This window comes from Acinetobacter sp. YH12100 (assembly GCF_013419135.1).
Taxonomy (GTDB): domain Bacteria; phylum Pseudomonadota; class Gammaproteobacteria; order Pseudomonadales; family Moraxellaceae; genus Acinetobacter; species Acinetobacter pseudolwoffii.
In genome coordinates, this window is the sequence record NZ_VPAQ01000003.1 from 108,448 (window position 1) to 124,214 (window position 15,767).

Annotated in this window: 10 protein-coding genes; all 10 read left to right on the forward strand. The window is 43.8% G+C overall.

Annotated features, from left to right (window positions below):
- Positions 1-80 precede the first annotated feature (80 nt).
- Positions 81-1,655 carry a bifunctional phosphoribosylaminoimidazolecarboxamide formyltransferase/IMP cyclohydrolase gene (gene purH / locus FTU40_RS03665; RefSeq protein ID WP_005096691.1) on the forward strand — a complete coding sequence of 525 codons (1,575 nt, stop codon included), beginning with the start codon at positions 81-83 and terminating at the stop codon, positions 1,653-1,655.
- A gap of 162 nt (positions 1,656-1,817) precedes the next feature.
- Positions 1,818-3,101, forward strand: a complete 1,284-nt coding sequence (purD, locus tag FTU40_RS03670) for a phosphoribosylamine--glycine ligase (RefSeq protein WP_180039810.1) — start codon at positions 1,818-1,820, stop codon at positions 3,099-3,101.
- A 939-nt stretch (positions 3,102-4,040) separates the two neighbouring features.
- Complete coding sequence (locus FTU40_RS03675; protein ID WP_180039812.1) at positions 4,041-4,916, forward strand: MetQ/NlpA family ABC transporter substrate-binding protein; 876 nt, start codon at positions 4,041-4,043, stop codon at positions 4,914-4,916.
- 76 nt (positions 4,917-4,992) lie between these two features.
- On the forward strand, positions 4,993-6,018 hold the full coding sequence (locus FTU40_RS03680; RefSeq protein ID WP_005171261.1) for a methionine ABC transporter ATP-binding protein: 1,026 nt from the start codon (positions 4,993-4,995) through the stop codon (positions 6,016-6,018).
- Positions 6,015-6,710: a methionine ABC transporter permease gene (locus tag FTU40_RS03685; protein WP_180039814.1), complete on the forward strand. Its 696-nt coding sequence runs from the start codon at positions 6,015-6,017 to the stop codon at positions 6,708-6,710. Before FTU40_RS03680 ends, FTU40_RS03685 begins: the two co-directional genes overlap by 4 nt.
- 545 nt (positions 6,711-7,255) lie before the next feature.
- Positions 7,256-10,828, forward strand: a complete 3,573-nt coding sequence (gene dnaE, locus FTU40_RS03690; protein ID WP_100328709.1) for a DNA polymerase III subunit alpha — start codon at positions 7,256-7,258, stop codon at positions 10,826-10,828.
- Positions 10,829-10,865: 37 nt separating this feature from the next.
- On the forward strand, positions 10,866-11,714 hold the full coding sequence (locus FTU40_RS03695) for an RNA methyltransferase (protein ID WP_005096685.1): 849 nt from the start codon (positions 10,866-10,868) through the stop codon (positions 11,712-11,714).
- Positions 11,714-12,523, forward strand: coding sequence for a serine O-acetyltransferase (cysE, locus tag FTU40_RS03700; protein WP_005096684.1), 810 nt, complete (start codon positions 11,714-11,716; stop codon positions 12,521-12,523). The genes FTU40_RS03695 and cysE overlap by 1 nt, the downstream gene beginning before the upstream one ends.
- 120 nt (positions 12,524-12,643) lie before the next feature.
- Positions 12,644-13,585 (forward strand): ABUW_2363 family tetratricopeptide repeat lipoprotein, encoded by a 942-nt coding sequence (locus FTU40_RS03705; RefSeq protein ID WP_005171266.1) that lies wholly within the window; start codon positions 12,644-12,646, stop codon positions 13,583-13,585.
- A gap of 123 nt (positions 13,586-13,708) precedes the next feature.
- Complete coding sequence (locus FTU40_RS03710) at positions 13,709-15,715, forward strand: triacylglycerol lipase (RefSeq protein WP_180039816.1); 2,007 nt, start codon at positions 13,709-13,711, stop codon at positions 15,713-15,715.
- Positions 15,716-15,767: the final 52 nt, after the last annotated feature.

Consider the following 15,767-nt stretch of genomic DNA (forward strand, 5'->3'; position numbering starts at 1 on the left):
CGGCTTCCGCAGGCATTTTTTTTAACCTGTAAATTGCTGATTTTGTTTTATTCTGTTCCTTAAAAACTGTGACGAAGATCATGACTATTAAACGCGCTTTAATCTCTGTGTCTGACAAGACTGGTATTGTTGAATTTGCACAAGAACTTGCTGCTCTAGGGGTAGAAATTTTATCTACAGGTGGTACCTACAAATTGTTGAAAGACAATAGTGTCGCTGTAGTAGAAGTTTCAGAGCATACTGGTTTCCCAGAGATGATGGACGGCCGTGTAAAAACGCTACATCCTAAAATTCATGGTGGTATTCTGGCTCGTCGTGGTCTAGACGAAGCTGTGATGGCTGAACACAACATTGATGCTATTGATTTAGTCGTTGTAAACCTTTATCCATTTGCTGCAACTGTAGCAAAACCAAACTGTTCACTGGCTGATGCGATTGAAAACATCGACATCGGTGGCCCTACCATGGTTCGCGCTGCGGCAAAAAACCATGCATCTGTAGGCATCGTGGTGAATGCTTCTGACTATGCCACTGTTGTAGCTGAGCTTAAAGCTGAAGGCGCTTTATCGCATGCGACTCGTTTCGACCTTGCAGTAAAAGCATTTGAACATACTGCACAATATGACGGCATGATCGCATCTTACCTTGGCGCTCGCGTAGGCAAACAAGAAGGTGAAGCGGACAAGTTTGCACGTACCTTCAATACACAATTGAACAAAGTTCAAGATCTTCGTTACGGCGAAAACCCGCACCAGTCTGCTGCGTTCTACGTTGAAGACACAGCGACAGAAGCATCTGTTTCTACTGCGAAACAGCTTCAAGGTAAAGAACTCTCTTATAACAACATTGCAGACACAGACGCTGCACTTGAATGTGTTAAATCTTTTGCGAAACCTGCTTGTGTAATCGTTAAGCACGCAAACCCATGTGGCGTTGCAGTGTCTTTAGACGGCATTCAAGCGGCTTATGACCTTGCGTATGCAACAGATCCCGAATCTGCATTTGGCGGCATCATTGCATTCAACCGTGAATTAGACGTTGCAACTGCACAAGCGATTGTTGAGCGTCAATTCGTTGAAGTGATCATTGCACCAAGTATTGCTGATGGCGTACTTGAAGTGACTGGTGCGAAGAAAAACGTACGTGTTTTAGTTTGCGGTGAACTTCCAGCAATCGATGCACGTCAATCGCAACTTGATTACAAACGCGTGAATGGCGGCTTGTTAGTACAAGATCAAGACTTGGGCATGATTACTAAAGCTGATCTTAAAGTGGTGACCAAGCGCGCTCCGACTGAACAAGAAATCGATGACATGATCTTTGCTTGGAAAGTCGCAAAATACGTGAAATCTAATGCGATTGTTTATGCGAAAAACCGTCAAACCATTGGTGTTGGCGCAGGTCAAATGAGCCGTGTTAACTCTGCTCGTATTGCTGCAATTAAAGCTGAACATGCTGGCTTGGTGGTTGAGGGTGCTGTCATGGCGTCTGACGCATTCTTCCCATTCCGTGATGGTATTGATAACGCCGCTAAAGCGGGTATCAAATGCATTATCCAGCCGGGTGGTTCTATGCGTGACGAAGAAACCATTGCGGCTGCTGACGAAGCAGGTATTGCGATGGTGTTCACTGGCATGCGTCATTTCCGTCACTAATTGATTCAAAGTCGTATTTATTAATCCCCCTAAATCCCCCTTTGTAAAAAGGGGGACTTTTCACAAATAAAGGGACATTTTTATTCGTGAAGCCCTTCTTTTTTACAGGGTGAGAAGCATGGCTTCGCAAGGTGGGATTCTATTCTTTTGAGGGATTTTTAGATGAATATTTTAGTTTTGGGTAATGGCGGTCGTGAACATGCACTTGCATGGAAAATCGCACAAGACGATAAAGTTGCAAAAGTCTTTGTTGCTCCGGGCAACGCAGGTATAGCCACTGAAAATAAATGTGAAAACGTAAATTTAAGTATTTTAGACAATGCTGCGATTATCGATTTCGCAAAAAACAATGCCGTTGAGCTTGTCATTGTCGGCCCAGAAGCTCCATTGGTAAACGGTGTCGTTGATGCTTGCCGTGAAGCGGGTGTAAAAATTTGGGGTCCAACTCAATTTGCTGCGCAGCTTGAAGGCTCTAAAGCTTTCGCGAAACATTTCTTAAAACGCCACAACATTCCAACTGCGTTTTACGATGTATTTACAGAAGTAGATGCTGCGAAAGCATTTGTTGAAAAAAATGGTGCGCCGATCGTAATCAAGGCCGACGGGCTTGCTGCAGGTAAAGGCGTGATCGTTGCCATGACTAATCAAGAAGCATTTGATGCGATCGATGACATGCTTGCAGGCAACAAATTTGGTGATGCAGGTTCTCGCGTTGTAATTGAAGAATTCCTTGCAGGCGAAGAAGCATCTTTCATTTGTATGATTGATGGCGACAACATTTTGCCAATGGCGACTTCACAAGATCACAAACGTATCTTTGAAGGCGACCAAGGTCCAAACACGGGTGGTATGGGTGCTTACTCGCCTGCGCCTGTTGTGACTGCGGATGTATTTGAAAAAACCATGAATGAAGTGATGCGTCCTACCGTTGAAGGTATGAAAAAAGACGGACACGTTTATACTGGTTTCTTATATGCAGGCTTGATGATTGATGAACAAGGTCAACCGAAAGTGATCGAGTTCAACTGCCGTTTTGGCGACCCTGAAACTCAACCAATCATGATGCGTTTAAAATCATCTTTAGTGGATTTGGTTCAAGCAGGCTTAGACGGTAATTTACCGAAAGAAACTGAATGGGATGAGCGCAAGACTGTCGGTATCGTACTGGCATCGAAAGGCTACCCAGAAACATCAAGCAATGGTGATGTGATTTCTGGTTTAGACACTGAAATGACTGATGCAAAAGTTTTCCATGCCGGTACGAAAGCACTTGAGAATGGTGACATCGTAACGGCTGGTGGTCGTGTACTTTGTGTGACTGCACTCGGTAATACCATTGGTGAAGCGCAAGCAAAAGCGCTCGAGCTTTGTCAAAAAGTGACTTTTGATGGTGTTCAATACCGTAAAGATATTGGTTACCGTGCGATTGCTCGTGAAAATGCTTAACCATTCATTTGATTAAGTAAAAACCCCGCTGAGTGCGGGGTTTTCTTATTTTGCAATAAGGTAATTTTTAGCTAGTTTTTCATAATTTTCTTTATTTTCAAGAAATTATTGGCAATAGTCATACAAATATGGGAATTTATCGTTATAAGTTTGAACATCTACTTCAATTTTTTATATCTAAAGCATAGGTGATTTCCTCATGCAACTTATTCAAAGCTTTATATAACTCCTTAAACTCGGCGTTACCTAAGCCCCTCAATGCAACCTTTTGAAATTACCTAAATTTTTGACAAAAACTGTATGCTCATCCCTAATAAATTTATGCAAATCTAATAGCAAGACGCCGACACCGACCCATTTATCCAAATATGCACAGACGATGAAGTTATGTGCTATTTCCCAAAGAAGCTGAATCGAGATAACACCCTGATGTCTAGAACAGCGCAACGCTACTTTGATTCCATCAATAAATCATATATATCCATTTTTATGATTTAGATTGGATAAAATCTTATAAAGCTCACTATTTAAACACCCCCCTAAAAACCACATCCCTACTATAAATAAAATATTGTTTTAATTAATATTTTTATAAAACAACTTGGTTTTTTATTCAATTAAAGAGCTAAACAAGGCTTTGCTATCCAGTATATCGAATATAGATTTATTGCTATGATATCGACAATCCCAGAATGCTCAAACTACTTCATGTGCTTATAAACTATCTATTTTTCTCTCCAAAATAGATCATTTACAATCAGGTTTGTGGCATTTCTGACTTGATCGCGTTCACCAGAACAATTGCTGTAGGCTTGGATCTTTTAGTTTAAAGCCAGCACCAACAACGATCAGGACACATACTTAGATCGTATAAAAATCTTATTTAACACGATTTAAAAATGCTTATACTCTAGGCAAGATTAAAATTAGGAAAATTTCATGAAAAAATTACTTGGCGTTTTATTGAGTGCCTCTGTATTAACTTTGACTGGGTGTGGCAAACAAGAAGCGCCTGCCAATGATGCAGCACAAGCCAAAGATGCGAATGGCCTTCAAACCGTAACCATGGCATCGACCGGTTCAGATGCAGATGTATGGCGCTATATCGCCACATTACCTGAAACCAAAGCAGTCGGCATTAAACTTGATGTGAAAAATTTCACTGACTATGTGTCAATGAACACAGCCGTTGCCAATAAAGAAATCGATGTCAATGCATTCCAGTCATATGCCTATATGGTTGCGTATAACGATGCCAATACAGCAAAAATTGCACCATTGTCTACCACCTATTTAGAACCAATGGGAATTTACTCAAGCAAAGTAAAATCTTTGAATGAGTTTAAAACAGGTGCAACCATTGCCATTCCAAACGACGGTGCAAATGAATCACGCGCGTTATTACTTTTACAATCGGCAGGTCTGGTCAAATTAAAAGCTGGCTTTGACAATGTAAAAGGCACAACAGCTGATGTGGCTGAAAATGCAAAACAAATCGTGATTAAGCCTATTCAAATGGCAACTGCAGTACGTGTAAAAGATGAAGTTGATGCAATTGTGCTAGGCAATACGCTGGCAATGGAAGGCGGTTTAAACGTATTAAAAGATGCGGTTTACTATGAGCCAATTGATCAAAGCACAAAAATGAATGTAAACGTATTAGCGGTTGCAGCAGATCGTCAAACGGATCCTGTACTGCAAAAAGTAGGTGCCTTGTATCATACGCCAGCAGTTCAAGCGTATGTCGATGAAAATTTTGGTGGCACTAAAGTTGCAGTAAACAAGCCGGTGACGTATTTAACTGAATCAAAATAGTACTATAATAGTCTTTTAGAACAGGCAAGGACGATTTCTTGCCTGTTTTTTTATCCGTGATGCAGTTTTTGACACTATGATTGAATTTAAAGATATTTCAAAACAGTATGAGCTTAAGGGTCAAACCTTGCATGCCTTGAATCAGATTAATCTATCGATTCCAACCGGCAGTATTTTTGGCATCATCGGTTATAGTGGTGCCGGTAAAAGTACCCTCATCCGTCTGATTAATTTACTTGAGCGTCCAAGCTCAGGTCAGATTATCATTAATGGAACAGATTTTACCGCACTCGATGCCAAAACATTGCGTCAAGAACGTGCCAATATCGGCATGATTTTCCAGCATTTTAATTTAATGCAAACCAAAACCGTGGCGGCCAATATCGAAATGCCTATGAAGCTTCTGGGCTGGAGCAAGGCTGAACGGGAAAAACGCCTCGAAGAATTATTAGATTTTATTGACCTGAAACATAAACGGCAGGCTTTTCCGGATGAATTGTCTGGTGGTCAAAAACAGCGCGTCGGGATTGCCCGTGCCCTTGCCAACCATCCCAAGATTTTACTTTGTGATGAAGCGACTTCGGCACTCGATCCACAAACCACCAAATCAGTTCTGCAATTACTCAAAAAAATCAATCAAGAGCAAGGTATTACCATTGTCATGGTCACTCATGAAATGGATGTAATTGAAACCGTCTGTGATTATGTCGCTGTGATGGAAAAAGGTGATGTGATTGAAACCGGCAGCACGCTACAGATCTTCAGTCAGCCGCAACACCCGACCACCAAAAATTTTATTCAAACCGTGCTTCAGCAACATTTGCCGGTCAATATTCTGAATAATCTGGAAAACCAGAATCATCACAGTATTTATTGTTTAAAATTCCTTGGTAGCTCGGCACAGGAAACGGTGATTCAGGCCGTGATTAAACAGTTTGATATCAGTTTAAATATCCTGTTTGCCAACATGACCGAAATTAATGGTTCGGTGATTGGTCAGATGTTTATTCAGCTCCTGGGTGATTCCGCAGAGATTAGCGCTGCAGTGCAATATCTGAAAGATAACGGCGTACAGGTAGATCAAGCAGGAGTACAGGCATGAGAGATTTAATTGTACAGTGGCTGACGACAATTACTGCGCCGTTCTGGAAAAGCTCGCTGTCGATGGATCAATTTGTGACAGCGCTGCAAGAAACCTTTCATATGGTGTTCTTCGCAATGCTGTTTGGCTGTATCTGGGGTTTTATTCAGGCAATTACTTTAGTGGTGACGCGTCCTAACGGCATCTTGCAAAATCGTGTGATTTATCACGGTCTCAATCCGATTGTCAATGCGCTACGTTCACTACCATTTATTATTCTACTGATTGCCGTTATTCCGCTGACCAAGTTTTTGGTCGGCACTTCAATTGGCACCTGGGCCGCAATTGTACCACTGACCATCTATGTCGGCCCTTATATTGGACGTTTAGTAGAAACCTCATTACTGGAAGTGAATGAAGGCATTATTGAATCTGCGCAAGCGATGGGTGCAACCCCAATGCAGATTATTTTTAAATTTGTCTTACCTGAAGCGCGTAGTTCACTGATTCTGAACCTGACCACTGCCACCATCAGCTTGATTGGTGCAACAGCAATGGCGGGTGCTGTCGGTGCCGGCGGTATCGGTGATCTGGCCATTTCTTACGGTTATCAGCGTTTCGATACCTCTGTGGTGATCATGACGGTGGTTGTGTTATTGATTTTGGTACAGATTGTACAAAGTCTGGGGGACTGGTTGTCCCGACTTCGTTAATCTAGTTTTTATTGTTTTTAATACTTACGAACCCTTTCTCATTATTTCAAAGTAAAGTCCTGCAACTATTTGATACGTGCCATGGCGACAGGAAGTCGCCCGTTGATCTGTGGTACTGGGATGTACCATCAGATCAACAAAGAGGTTTTGTTACTTTTGCCCCGTCAAAAGTAAGGCACAAATATTACAAAGTTAAAATTGAAGTAAAAATAACGAAATTCTATTTTTCAAATAATGTCATGAATAAACTTACTAATATTTAAAATTCTTCTTTTGCTTTTGAAAGATGAATAGCACTGCTATGCAAGGTAACAAAAATCTTCTGTTGGCTTGATGATACTTCCTTGTATCACAAGCCAACGGCGACACCCTTGTCGCCAGTACGCATATCTTATTTTGGGGTAAATAAGCCTTTAATAAGAACATTCATACTGACTAAGTACACTCAAAATTAAAATCTAAAAGTTAGCCATTTCCCCTCATTTTCAAACTGAAACAATAAATCCCATGTTAAACTATTCAATGGTTTTAGCAGGGACTCATCTATGCACTTTGTTCATCTTGGTATTCATACAGAATTTTCGATTACTGAATCCATCGTACGGATACCTGACCTGGTCAAAGCTGCCGAAAAAGAACAGATGCCTGCCCTCGCGCTGACGGATCTGTCTAACCTGCATGCCGCAGTCAAGTTCTATGGCAAATGCTTAGGCAAAGGCATCAAGCCGATCCTCGGTTCTGAAATTCGCCTGAATGATGCCGAACATCGTATGACCTTATTGGCGATGACCAATAAAGGCTGGCGTAACCTGACTGAACTGGTGTCTGAAGGCTTTATCAGTGGTCAGCAATTAGACATTCCCTGCGTACAAAAACAATGGATTTTAAACCAGTCCGAGGACATGATTGCCCTGCTCGGCATGCATTCCGATGTCGGCAAGATGCTGATGAGTTCAAATCCGCAAAAAGCTGAACCCTTGCTGGAAGAATGGGTCGAAAAATTCGGCAATCGCGTTTATATCGCCCTGACCCGCACCAACCGTCCGGATGAAGATGACTTCATTCTGGAAGCAGTGAAACTGGCCAAAAAATATAATATCGGTGTAGTGGCACATAACGACGTGCACTTCATGACCCGCAATGATTATGAAGCCCACGAAGCCCGAGTCTGCATTGCCGATGGTTATGTACTGGGGGATAACCGCCGCCCTAAAACCTATTCACCTGAACAATATTTTAAATCTGCAGAGGAAATGGCAGAGCTGTTCTCGGATATTCCCTCTGCGATTGAGAACACTTACCACATTGCCAAACGCTGTAATGTCACATTGCGACTGGGTCAATACTTTCTGCCGGATTATCCAATTCCTGAAGGTCATACCATTGACACTTTCTTTGCACACTTGTCCAAAGAAGGTCTGGAAGAGCGTCTGAATTTCCTGTATCCGCCTGAACAGCGTGATGAACACTGGCCAGAAGTTCGCAAGCCTTATGATGAGCGAATCGAGTACGAGATTAATATCATTAACTCGATGGGGTTTCCGGGCTACTTTCTGATCGTGATGGACTTTATTCAGTGGTCGAAAAGTAACGGCGTCCCAGTAGGCCCTGGGCGTGGTTCAGGTGCAGGCTCACTGGTGGCTTATAGCTTAAAAATCACCGATCTTGATCCGCTACGTTATGAATTACTCTTCGAACGTTTCTTGAACCCGGAACGTGTGTCGATGCCCGATTTCGACGTCGATTTCTGTATCGCAGGTCGTGACCGCGTGATTGACTATGTGGCGCGTACTTATGGGCGTGATGCAGTTTCGCAAATTGCCACCTTCGGTACCATGGCGGCCAAAGGTGCGATTCGTGATGTGGCGCGTGTCTTGGGTAAATCTTATGGTCTGGCCGATCGTATCTCGAAAATGATCCCGACCAAGCCTTTAGGCCTGAGTCTGCTGGAATCCTTAGAAGCCGAACCACAGCTTAAAGATATCGTCACCAATCCATCCAACCCAGATAATGATGATGCGGCTGAAATCTGGGAAATGGCACTAAAACTGGAAGGTATTACCCGAAATACCGGTAAACATGCCGGTGGTGTGGTCATCTCGCCAACCAAAATTACCGATTTCTCTGCCGTTATGTGTGAGGCTGATGGTACTTCACGCGTGGCACAGTTCGATAAAGACGATGTTGAATCTGCTGGTCTGGTCAAGTTTGACTTTTTGGGTCTGCGTAACCTGACCGTAATTGAAGATGCAGTTAAAAATATTAATAAACGCATCAAATCTGACAAGCCTTTAGACATTGCCTATATCCCGCTTGAAGATAAAGACGCGTATCTGGTTTTTGCCAATGCCAACACCACCGCGGTATTCCAGTTTGAATCCGTGGGCATGAAGAAGATGCTGAAAGAGGCACGCCCAAGCAAATTTGAAGAAATTATTGCCTTCGTGTCGCTGTACCGTCCGGGCCCGATGGATCTGATTCCTGACTTTATCCACCGGATGCATGGAGGCGATTTTGAATATCTGCATCCCTTGCTTGAAGGCGTACTAGAACCCACCTACGGGATTATGGTCTATCAGGAACAGGTCATGCAGGCTGCACAGTACTGTGCCGGCTATACCCTCGGTGGCGCGGACTTGTTACGTCGTGCCATGGGTAAGAAAAAACCGGAAGAGATGGTCAAACAGCGCCAGATCTTTATTGAAGGTGCATCGAAAAAAGACATTGATGAAGCCACTGCCAACCATATTTTCGACTATATGGAAAAGTTTGCCGGCTATGGCTTTAACAAATCACATGCTGCGGCCTATGCTTTGGTTGCCTATCAGACTGCATGGCTAAAAGCGCATTATCCGGCGGAATTCCTGTCTGCGGTGTTGACCTCGGAGATGCAGAACACCGACAACGTGGTATTCCTGATTGATGACTGTCGCAAGAATCATCTGGAAGTTTTACCACCTTCCGTGAATATGTCGCTGTATCAGTTCCATGCCACGGATGAACAAACCATTGTCTATGGTCTGGGTGCGATTAAAGGTGTCGGTGAAGCTGCGATGCAATCAGTGATTGACGCGCGTACACAAGAAGGTCCTTTCCGTGACCTGTTTGATTTCTGTCATCGTATTGACCTGAAAAAAATCAATAAACGTACCCTGGAAGCATTGATTCGCTCCGGTGCGCTGGATTGTTTAGGCATTGATCGTGCCGACCTGATGGCACAACTGCCTGAAGCGGTGCAAGCTGCGGAACAGGCGCGCTCCAACCGTGAAACCGGCATCATGGATCTGTTTGGTGAAGTGGAAGAAGTTCAGCGCAAACCCTCTAAACCGGTCAAGCCATGGGCGGATGAAGTTCGCCTGAAAGGTGAAAAAGACACCCTCGGCCTGTACCTCACCGGCCACCCGATTGATGTCTATCGTAATGAACTGAAATCCTTTGTACCTAGTCAGATCAATGAGCTGACGCCGACACGCCGTGGCGTGACCACCGTATTTGCAGGACTGGTGGTGGATATTGCCAATTTCCCGAACCGGATGATGATGACTCTGGATGATGGTACGGCGCGTATTGAAATTTCAGCCAATCATGAACGTTTTAACCGCTTTAAAGAGATTATCCAGCTGGATAAAGTTGTGGTGATTGAAGGTGAAATCTATGAGCGTGAAGGCTTTGACCGCCCAATGGGACGTCTTACTAAAGCCTTTAGCCTGAATGAAATTCGCCAGAAGCGTGCCAACAGCATTAAAATCACCCTAACTGCCGAGCATTTCAGTAAAAGTCTGAGTCGTGACTTGCAGCAGATTTTGACACCATATACCAATATCGACATGTCAGCGCATATTCCGGTAATTCTGTATTTAGACTATCCTTATGCTACGACTGAACTTCATCTGGGTCTCAACTGGAAAGTGGCACCACTGGACGAACTATTGGCTAAATTGCGTGATTATTTTGGTAAAGAAGCATTGCATATTGAATATCAGGTCAAGTCCAAAGCCGCCAAAGCTGTTTCTTATGAACAGGCCAAACCGGTCAATGTTCCACCACCACCTGCTGGCATGAGCATGGACGATGCGCTGGAACTGTATCAGGCTGAATCCCAGCCACAATATTCATAAATCCTGATCTTTAAAAAACCTTTAAATTGGAATCCTCATGAGTCAAATTGACAATGCTGCTGTTTCAGCACATCTCTCCCATGTGCGTATTGTCATGGTCAATACCACTTTACCTGCCAACATCGGCAGTGCTTTACGCGCCATGAAAACCATGGGCCTGTCCAAGCTGGTTCTGGTGGCGCCAAAAACCTATCCGCATCCGGATATTGATGCACTGGCCGCAGGCGCAACTGACCTGATCGAGCAGATCGAGATTGTAGAAACGCTCGAAGATGCCATTAAAGACTGTCAGATTGTATTCGGTACCAGCGCACGTAGCCGTACCATTCCCTGGCCGCTGTTAGATGTGCGCCCTGCTGCGACAAAAGCCATGAGCGCCGTGGTACAAGAGCAGCAAGAAGTTGCAATTCTATTTGGCCGTGAAGACCGCGGTCTGACCAATGAAGAACTGGCAATGGCCAACTATCACCTGACCATTCCAGTCAATACCGATTACGGCGTACTGAATGTGGCTCAAGCCATTCAGGTGATCTGCTATGAAATGCGCATGGCAGCCATGAGCCAGATTGAACAACCACGTGATGCTAAAGCAACCATGCAAGTCATTGATGGCATTGAAATGGAATGGGATGAGCCTTTGGTGAATCATGCGCAGATGGAACAGTTCTATCCGCATTTGGAAAAAATGCTGGCCGAAATTGAATTTATGGACCCAAAAAATCCAAGATTATTGCCTTTACGCTTGCGTCGTCTCTTTGGACGTATACAATTAGATCGTATGGAATATCATTTACTTCGTGGTATTTTCAGCCGCGTTCAGGCCTTAAATAACGGCACGTGGAAAAAATCTTCACATACATCATCACAGGACGAGGATCAAATCTAATGCTAAAACAGCTCAAAGAAGATATACAAGCTGTCTTTGCGCGCGATCCTGCAGCACGCAATACCTTAGAAGTCTTAACCACTTACCCTGGCATCCATGCGCTGATCATGCATCGCATGGCACATGAGCTATGGAACAAAGACTGTAAGGGAACTGCACGTGCATTGTCTTCATTTAGCCGTTTTGCGACTGGTATTGAAATACATCCGGGCGCCAAGATAGGCCGTCGTTTCTTTATTGATCACGGTATGGGTGTCGTAATTGGGGAAACTGCAGAAATTGGCGATGATGTTACCCTCTATCATGGGGTGACTTTGGGTGGAACGACCTGGAATAAAGGCAAACGCCATCCAACTTTAGAAGATGGCGTGGTGGTTGGCGCTGGTGCCAAGATTTTAGGGCCATTTACTGTCGGTAAAAATGCCAAGGTCGGTTCTAATGCGGTCGTGACTAAAGCAGTTCCTGAAAACACGACGGCTGTGGGTAACCCTGCACGCTTTATTACCAAAAATAAACCGAAGGATGATGCAGAAACCCGTCGTCGTGATTATGCAGAAAGTATCGGCTTCCAGCCCTATGCTGCAACTGAAGACCAGTCTGATCCAATTCTGGAGGGTATGCGCATTCTGCTGGACCGTATTCAGCAAAATGAAAAACGCATGAACAACTTGTGCAACCGTCTTTCTTTGCTGGATCCGACCTTTAATAAACAGCAACAAGATGGTCAGCCTTTAAGCAAAAAAGAATTACAGATTCTGGAAGAAGCGCGCCGTGAATGTGAAGCTCAAACCAGTCAGTCTAAAGCCTGAATAGAGCGTTCAATTCTGTAACATGCATTTACTTGCATGATCGTTAGAGTTTTCATAGACTGACGGTCATGTGATTTTTGTACTAGCTGTTTTAAAAAATAACACGAATGGATGAATATTATGACCTTTAAGCCCTTGGCACTTGCTTGTTTAGCATTCACAATGACTGCATGTTCGACTGTCTCTCAGAAGTCTGCTGAGAAACCTGTGGATCAAGTGGTTTTTGTAGAACCTGAATTAAGTCCGCCATTTTATGCATTAAATCCATTCAATTATAATGAACCACCTCCGTTTGAGGTGCATTTGCAAAAAGCTGCGGCTCAACCCGTGACCAAAATGGTCGTGACTCATCCAAATGATCCATCCAAGCAATTAACCTTGGATGTCAATAAACTGATTATTCCCATTGTAGACAGCAATACACGTTCAATGCGTTATGCGGCTCTGGCAAATACCAATGAAATCGACATCACCGAGATTGATGATTTCCTGCAAATGGTGGAAGGTAAAGCACGTCATTATCCACCACGTTTTAGCGATCGTCAGGAACGTCGTGGCTTTGAAGCCAAACTGCGTGAAGTCACTCAACAGCTGGATACTTTAGCTGCACGTGAAAATGCCTCTTTCGATGTTCTGGTACGTGCATTTAAAGCCAGTGTCATGGCACGTAATCTGGATCTGGGTTCAGTCTATACCACCAAATCCCTGACCTATGCACAACGAATTCTTAAGATCAACCAAGATGATCCTGAAGTGAACTTCTGGTTCGGCTTTGGCCTGTCCGAAGGTGGCGGTCAACGTGAAGCGATCCCTTATCTGGACAAAGCCATGAAAGCTGGCGTTCAGGAAGCCTATCTTGCTGCAGCCAATAATTATATTGCGCTGGAACAGAAAAAAAATGCGGCTCAAACCTTGGCAAACTATAAAGTGAAATACCCGCAAGAAGCTGAAGTGGCAGACCGTCTGATTCAGGAAATTGAGAAACAAGGTCGCTGGAATGTTTGGCAAGTTCTGCAAACCGCAAATCAAGCTCCAGCTGCTGCAACGCCTAAAACGCCATAATCAAAATTTATCTTCTTTCTCTGATTACAAATAGACTGCTACGGCGGTCTATTTTTATGAGAAAAAATTAGTAAAATACAAACCATTATCCAAACTTACAACTTAAATTCAGTGAAAGGTTTTATGCACGAAAAAATAAATAAAAGATTAATACTGTGCACTTTAGTCATCACCAGCGTGCTGAGCGGCTGTCAGGTGGTCAGTGTTAAGGAACAGGCACTTAATGTCACACTCAGCAATGAGCGTGACAGTATTTTGACGCGCGACAAACTGAGCGAAGCCAGTCTAAATGTGTTGTCCATGACGGGGCGTGAAGCCCAGATCTGTATTGACCAGCCCGAAGAATGTGTAAAGGATCTTAAAAAGATTCCCCAGATTTTAGATGAACAATTACTTTCTACAGCAAGTGAGTTGTATCTCGCCAATTCTTTACAGAATGCCAAGTCAGCCGAGTGCAACACCAGTGTTTTGAGCAAGACCCAATCTCAGGAAAAGCAACAGCTGCAAAAACAGAATATCCAGAAATGTCTGGATCAGCAGCTCAGCATGCTGGATAAAAGCATTCGTTATAGTTATGCCTACCTGTTTAAAACCGAGCGTGCCCCGCAAGACCGTATTTTCGACAACCGTCAGGTTCAGATTCGTGATTTTTATAACCTGGCGATTGCTCATCTGATTCAACGCTATGCTGAACGTTATGAAACCAAGCGTTCCGGCCAACGGATTCAGGTGGGTAACAGTGTGTATAGCATTGATCTGGAAAATTTTCCGCAGCTGAAAAACCAGCCCATTGAGCAACTATTATCCACCTACAACATGAACTTCTCTGGGCTTCGTTCAATTACCCGTCGTGACGGTTTTGGTTCAGAGTTTTTAGTGGTTCTACCGGAGCAGCAACCATCCGAAAAAGATAAAAAATATGTTACTGACCCACTCAATCACAAATATCCGAATGGTATCAATCCCAATATCCACGCAGCACGATATCTGGCCACCACGATCACCGCTGTACCTAAATCAGCCAATAGTACTGAACAGATTTTATCGACCTCCGAATTTCATCTGAAACTCTATGATCCCTATAAATATGAAAAAATTAAGGTCGCTTCTAAGGAATATGCTCTGGCAGCCAATTTTTCAGCACCTTATGGTTTATGGCTGGCCGAGAACAATCTGGGGCGTCTGGCCTATCTGACCCTGATTGATCGGGATGATAGTCTGAGCATGCCCCACCTGTATATGCTGGAACCTTATAATCCGAACAAGAAGATCCTGGTATTGGTCCATGGTCTGGCCAGCAGCCCCGAAGCCTGGATTCGTATGACCAACGATATTATGGGTGATCCGGTTCTAAGAGAAAACTTTCAGGTCTGGCAGGTGTTTTATTCTACCAACATGCCGATTCTGGAAAGCCGTTTTCAAATCAATGCACTGGTTCAGCAAGGATTTGCCCAGGTCGCGAACAATGCCGCAGCTAAAAAAGATGCAGTACTGGTCGGACATAGTATGGGCGGCGTGATTGCCCGTTTGATGGTCAGCAATGCCGATATCAGCCAAGATGCTTTTAAACTGGTACAAAATACCCGTATTGAACAGTTTAAGGATAAACCGCTGTTTCAAGCACGCCTGCAAATGCAGCCGATTCCAAATTTTAGTCGGGCGATTTTCTTGGCCACACCGCATCGTGGCACAGAATATGCCAATCGCTGGCATACCAAACTGGCGCGTAAAATTATTCGGGTTCCAGGTGCATTTTTAGGTGCCTTTGCTGATACTTTACAAGGCGAAATCGGATTAAAAGAATTTGTCAAAGAACTGGGACATGACCTGATTCAAAATGGCCCGAGTGATTTGAGTGAAAATTCGAAATTCAATGCGCTGACTAAAAACATTCAGCCCTATACCGGCTTCAAATTTCACTCCATCATCGGTAATACCGTAGATACTACAGAACCTCAGCTGATGAGTGATGGCATTGTTTCCTACGAAAGTGCTTATTTGCAAGGTGCAGTATCCAGTAAAGTGATCAAGGGTGGCCATTCCATTCAGGAAACCCCTGAGGCCGTATTGGAATTGCGCCGGATTCTCAGATTACACCTGTCTGACCTTGGTCTTTATGATCCCGAATAAACAATTCCCTTAATTTAAATCAACCACTGCATGTTCACATCCAGTGGTTTGT

Coding starts and splice junctions, on each gene's coding strand:
- purH (WP_005096691.1), top strand. CDS start 81: ATGACTATTAAACGCGCTTTAATCTCTGTGTCTGACAAGACTGGTATT.
- purD (WP_180039810.1), top strand. CDS start 1,818: ATGAATATTTTAGTTTTGGGTAATGGCGGTCGTGAACATGCACTTGCA.
- FTU40_RS03675 (WP_180039812.1), top strand. CDS start 4,041: ATGAAAAAATTACTTGGCGTTTTATTGAGTGCCTCTGTATTAACTTTG.
- FTU40_RS03680 (WP_005171261.1), top strand. CDS start 4,993: ATGATTGAATTTAAAGATATTTCAAAACAGTATGAGCTTAAGGGTCAA.
- FTU40_RS03685 (WP_180039814.1), top strand. CDS start 6,015: ATGAGAGATTTAATTGTACAGTGGCTGACGACAATTACTGCGCCGTTC.
- dnaE (WP_100328709.1), top strand. CDS start 7,256: ATGCACTTTGTTCATCTTGGTATTCATACAGAATTTTCGATTACTGAA.
- FTU40_RS03695 (WP_005096685.1), top strand. CDS start 10,866: ATGAGTCAAATTGACAATGCTGCTGTTTCAGCACATCTCTCCCATGTG.
- cysE (WP_005096684.1), top strand. CDS start 11,714: ATGCTAAAACAGCTCAAAGAAGATATACAAGCTGTCTTTGCGCGCGAT.
- FTU40_RS03705 (WP_005171266.1), top strand. CDS start 12,644: ATGACCTTTAAGCCCTTGGCACTTGCTTGTTTAGCATTCACAATGACT.
- FTU40_RS03710 (WP_180039816.1), top strand. CDS start 13,709: ATGCACGAAAAAATAAATAAAAGATTAATACTGTGCACTTTAGTCATC.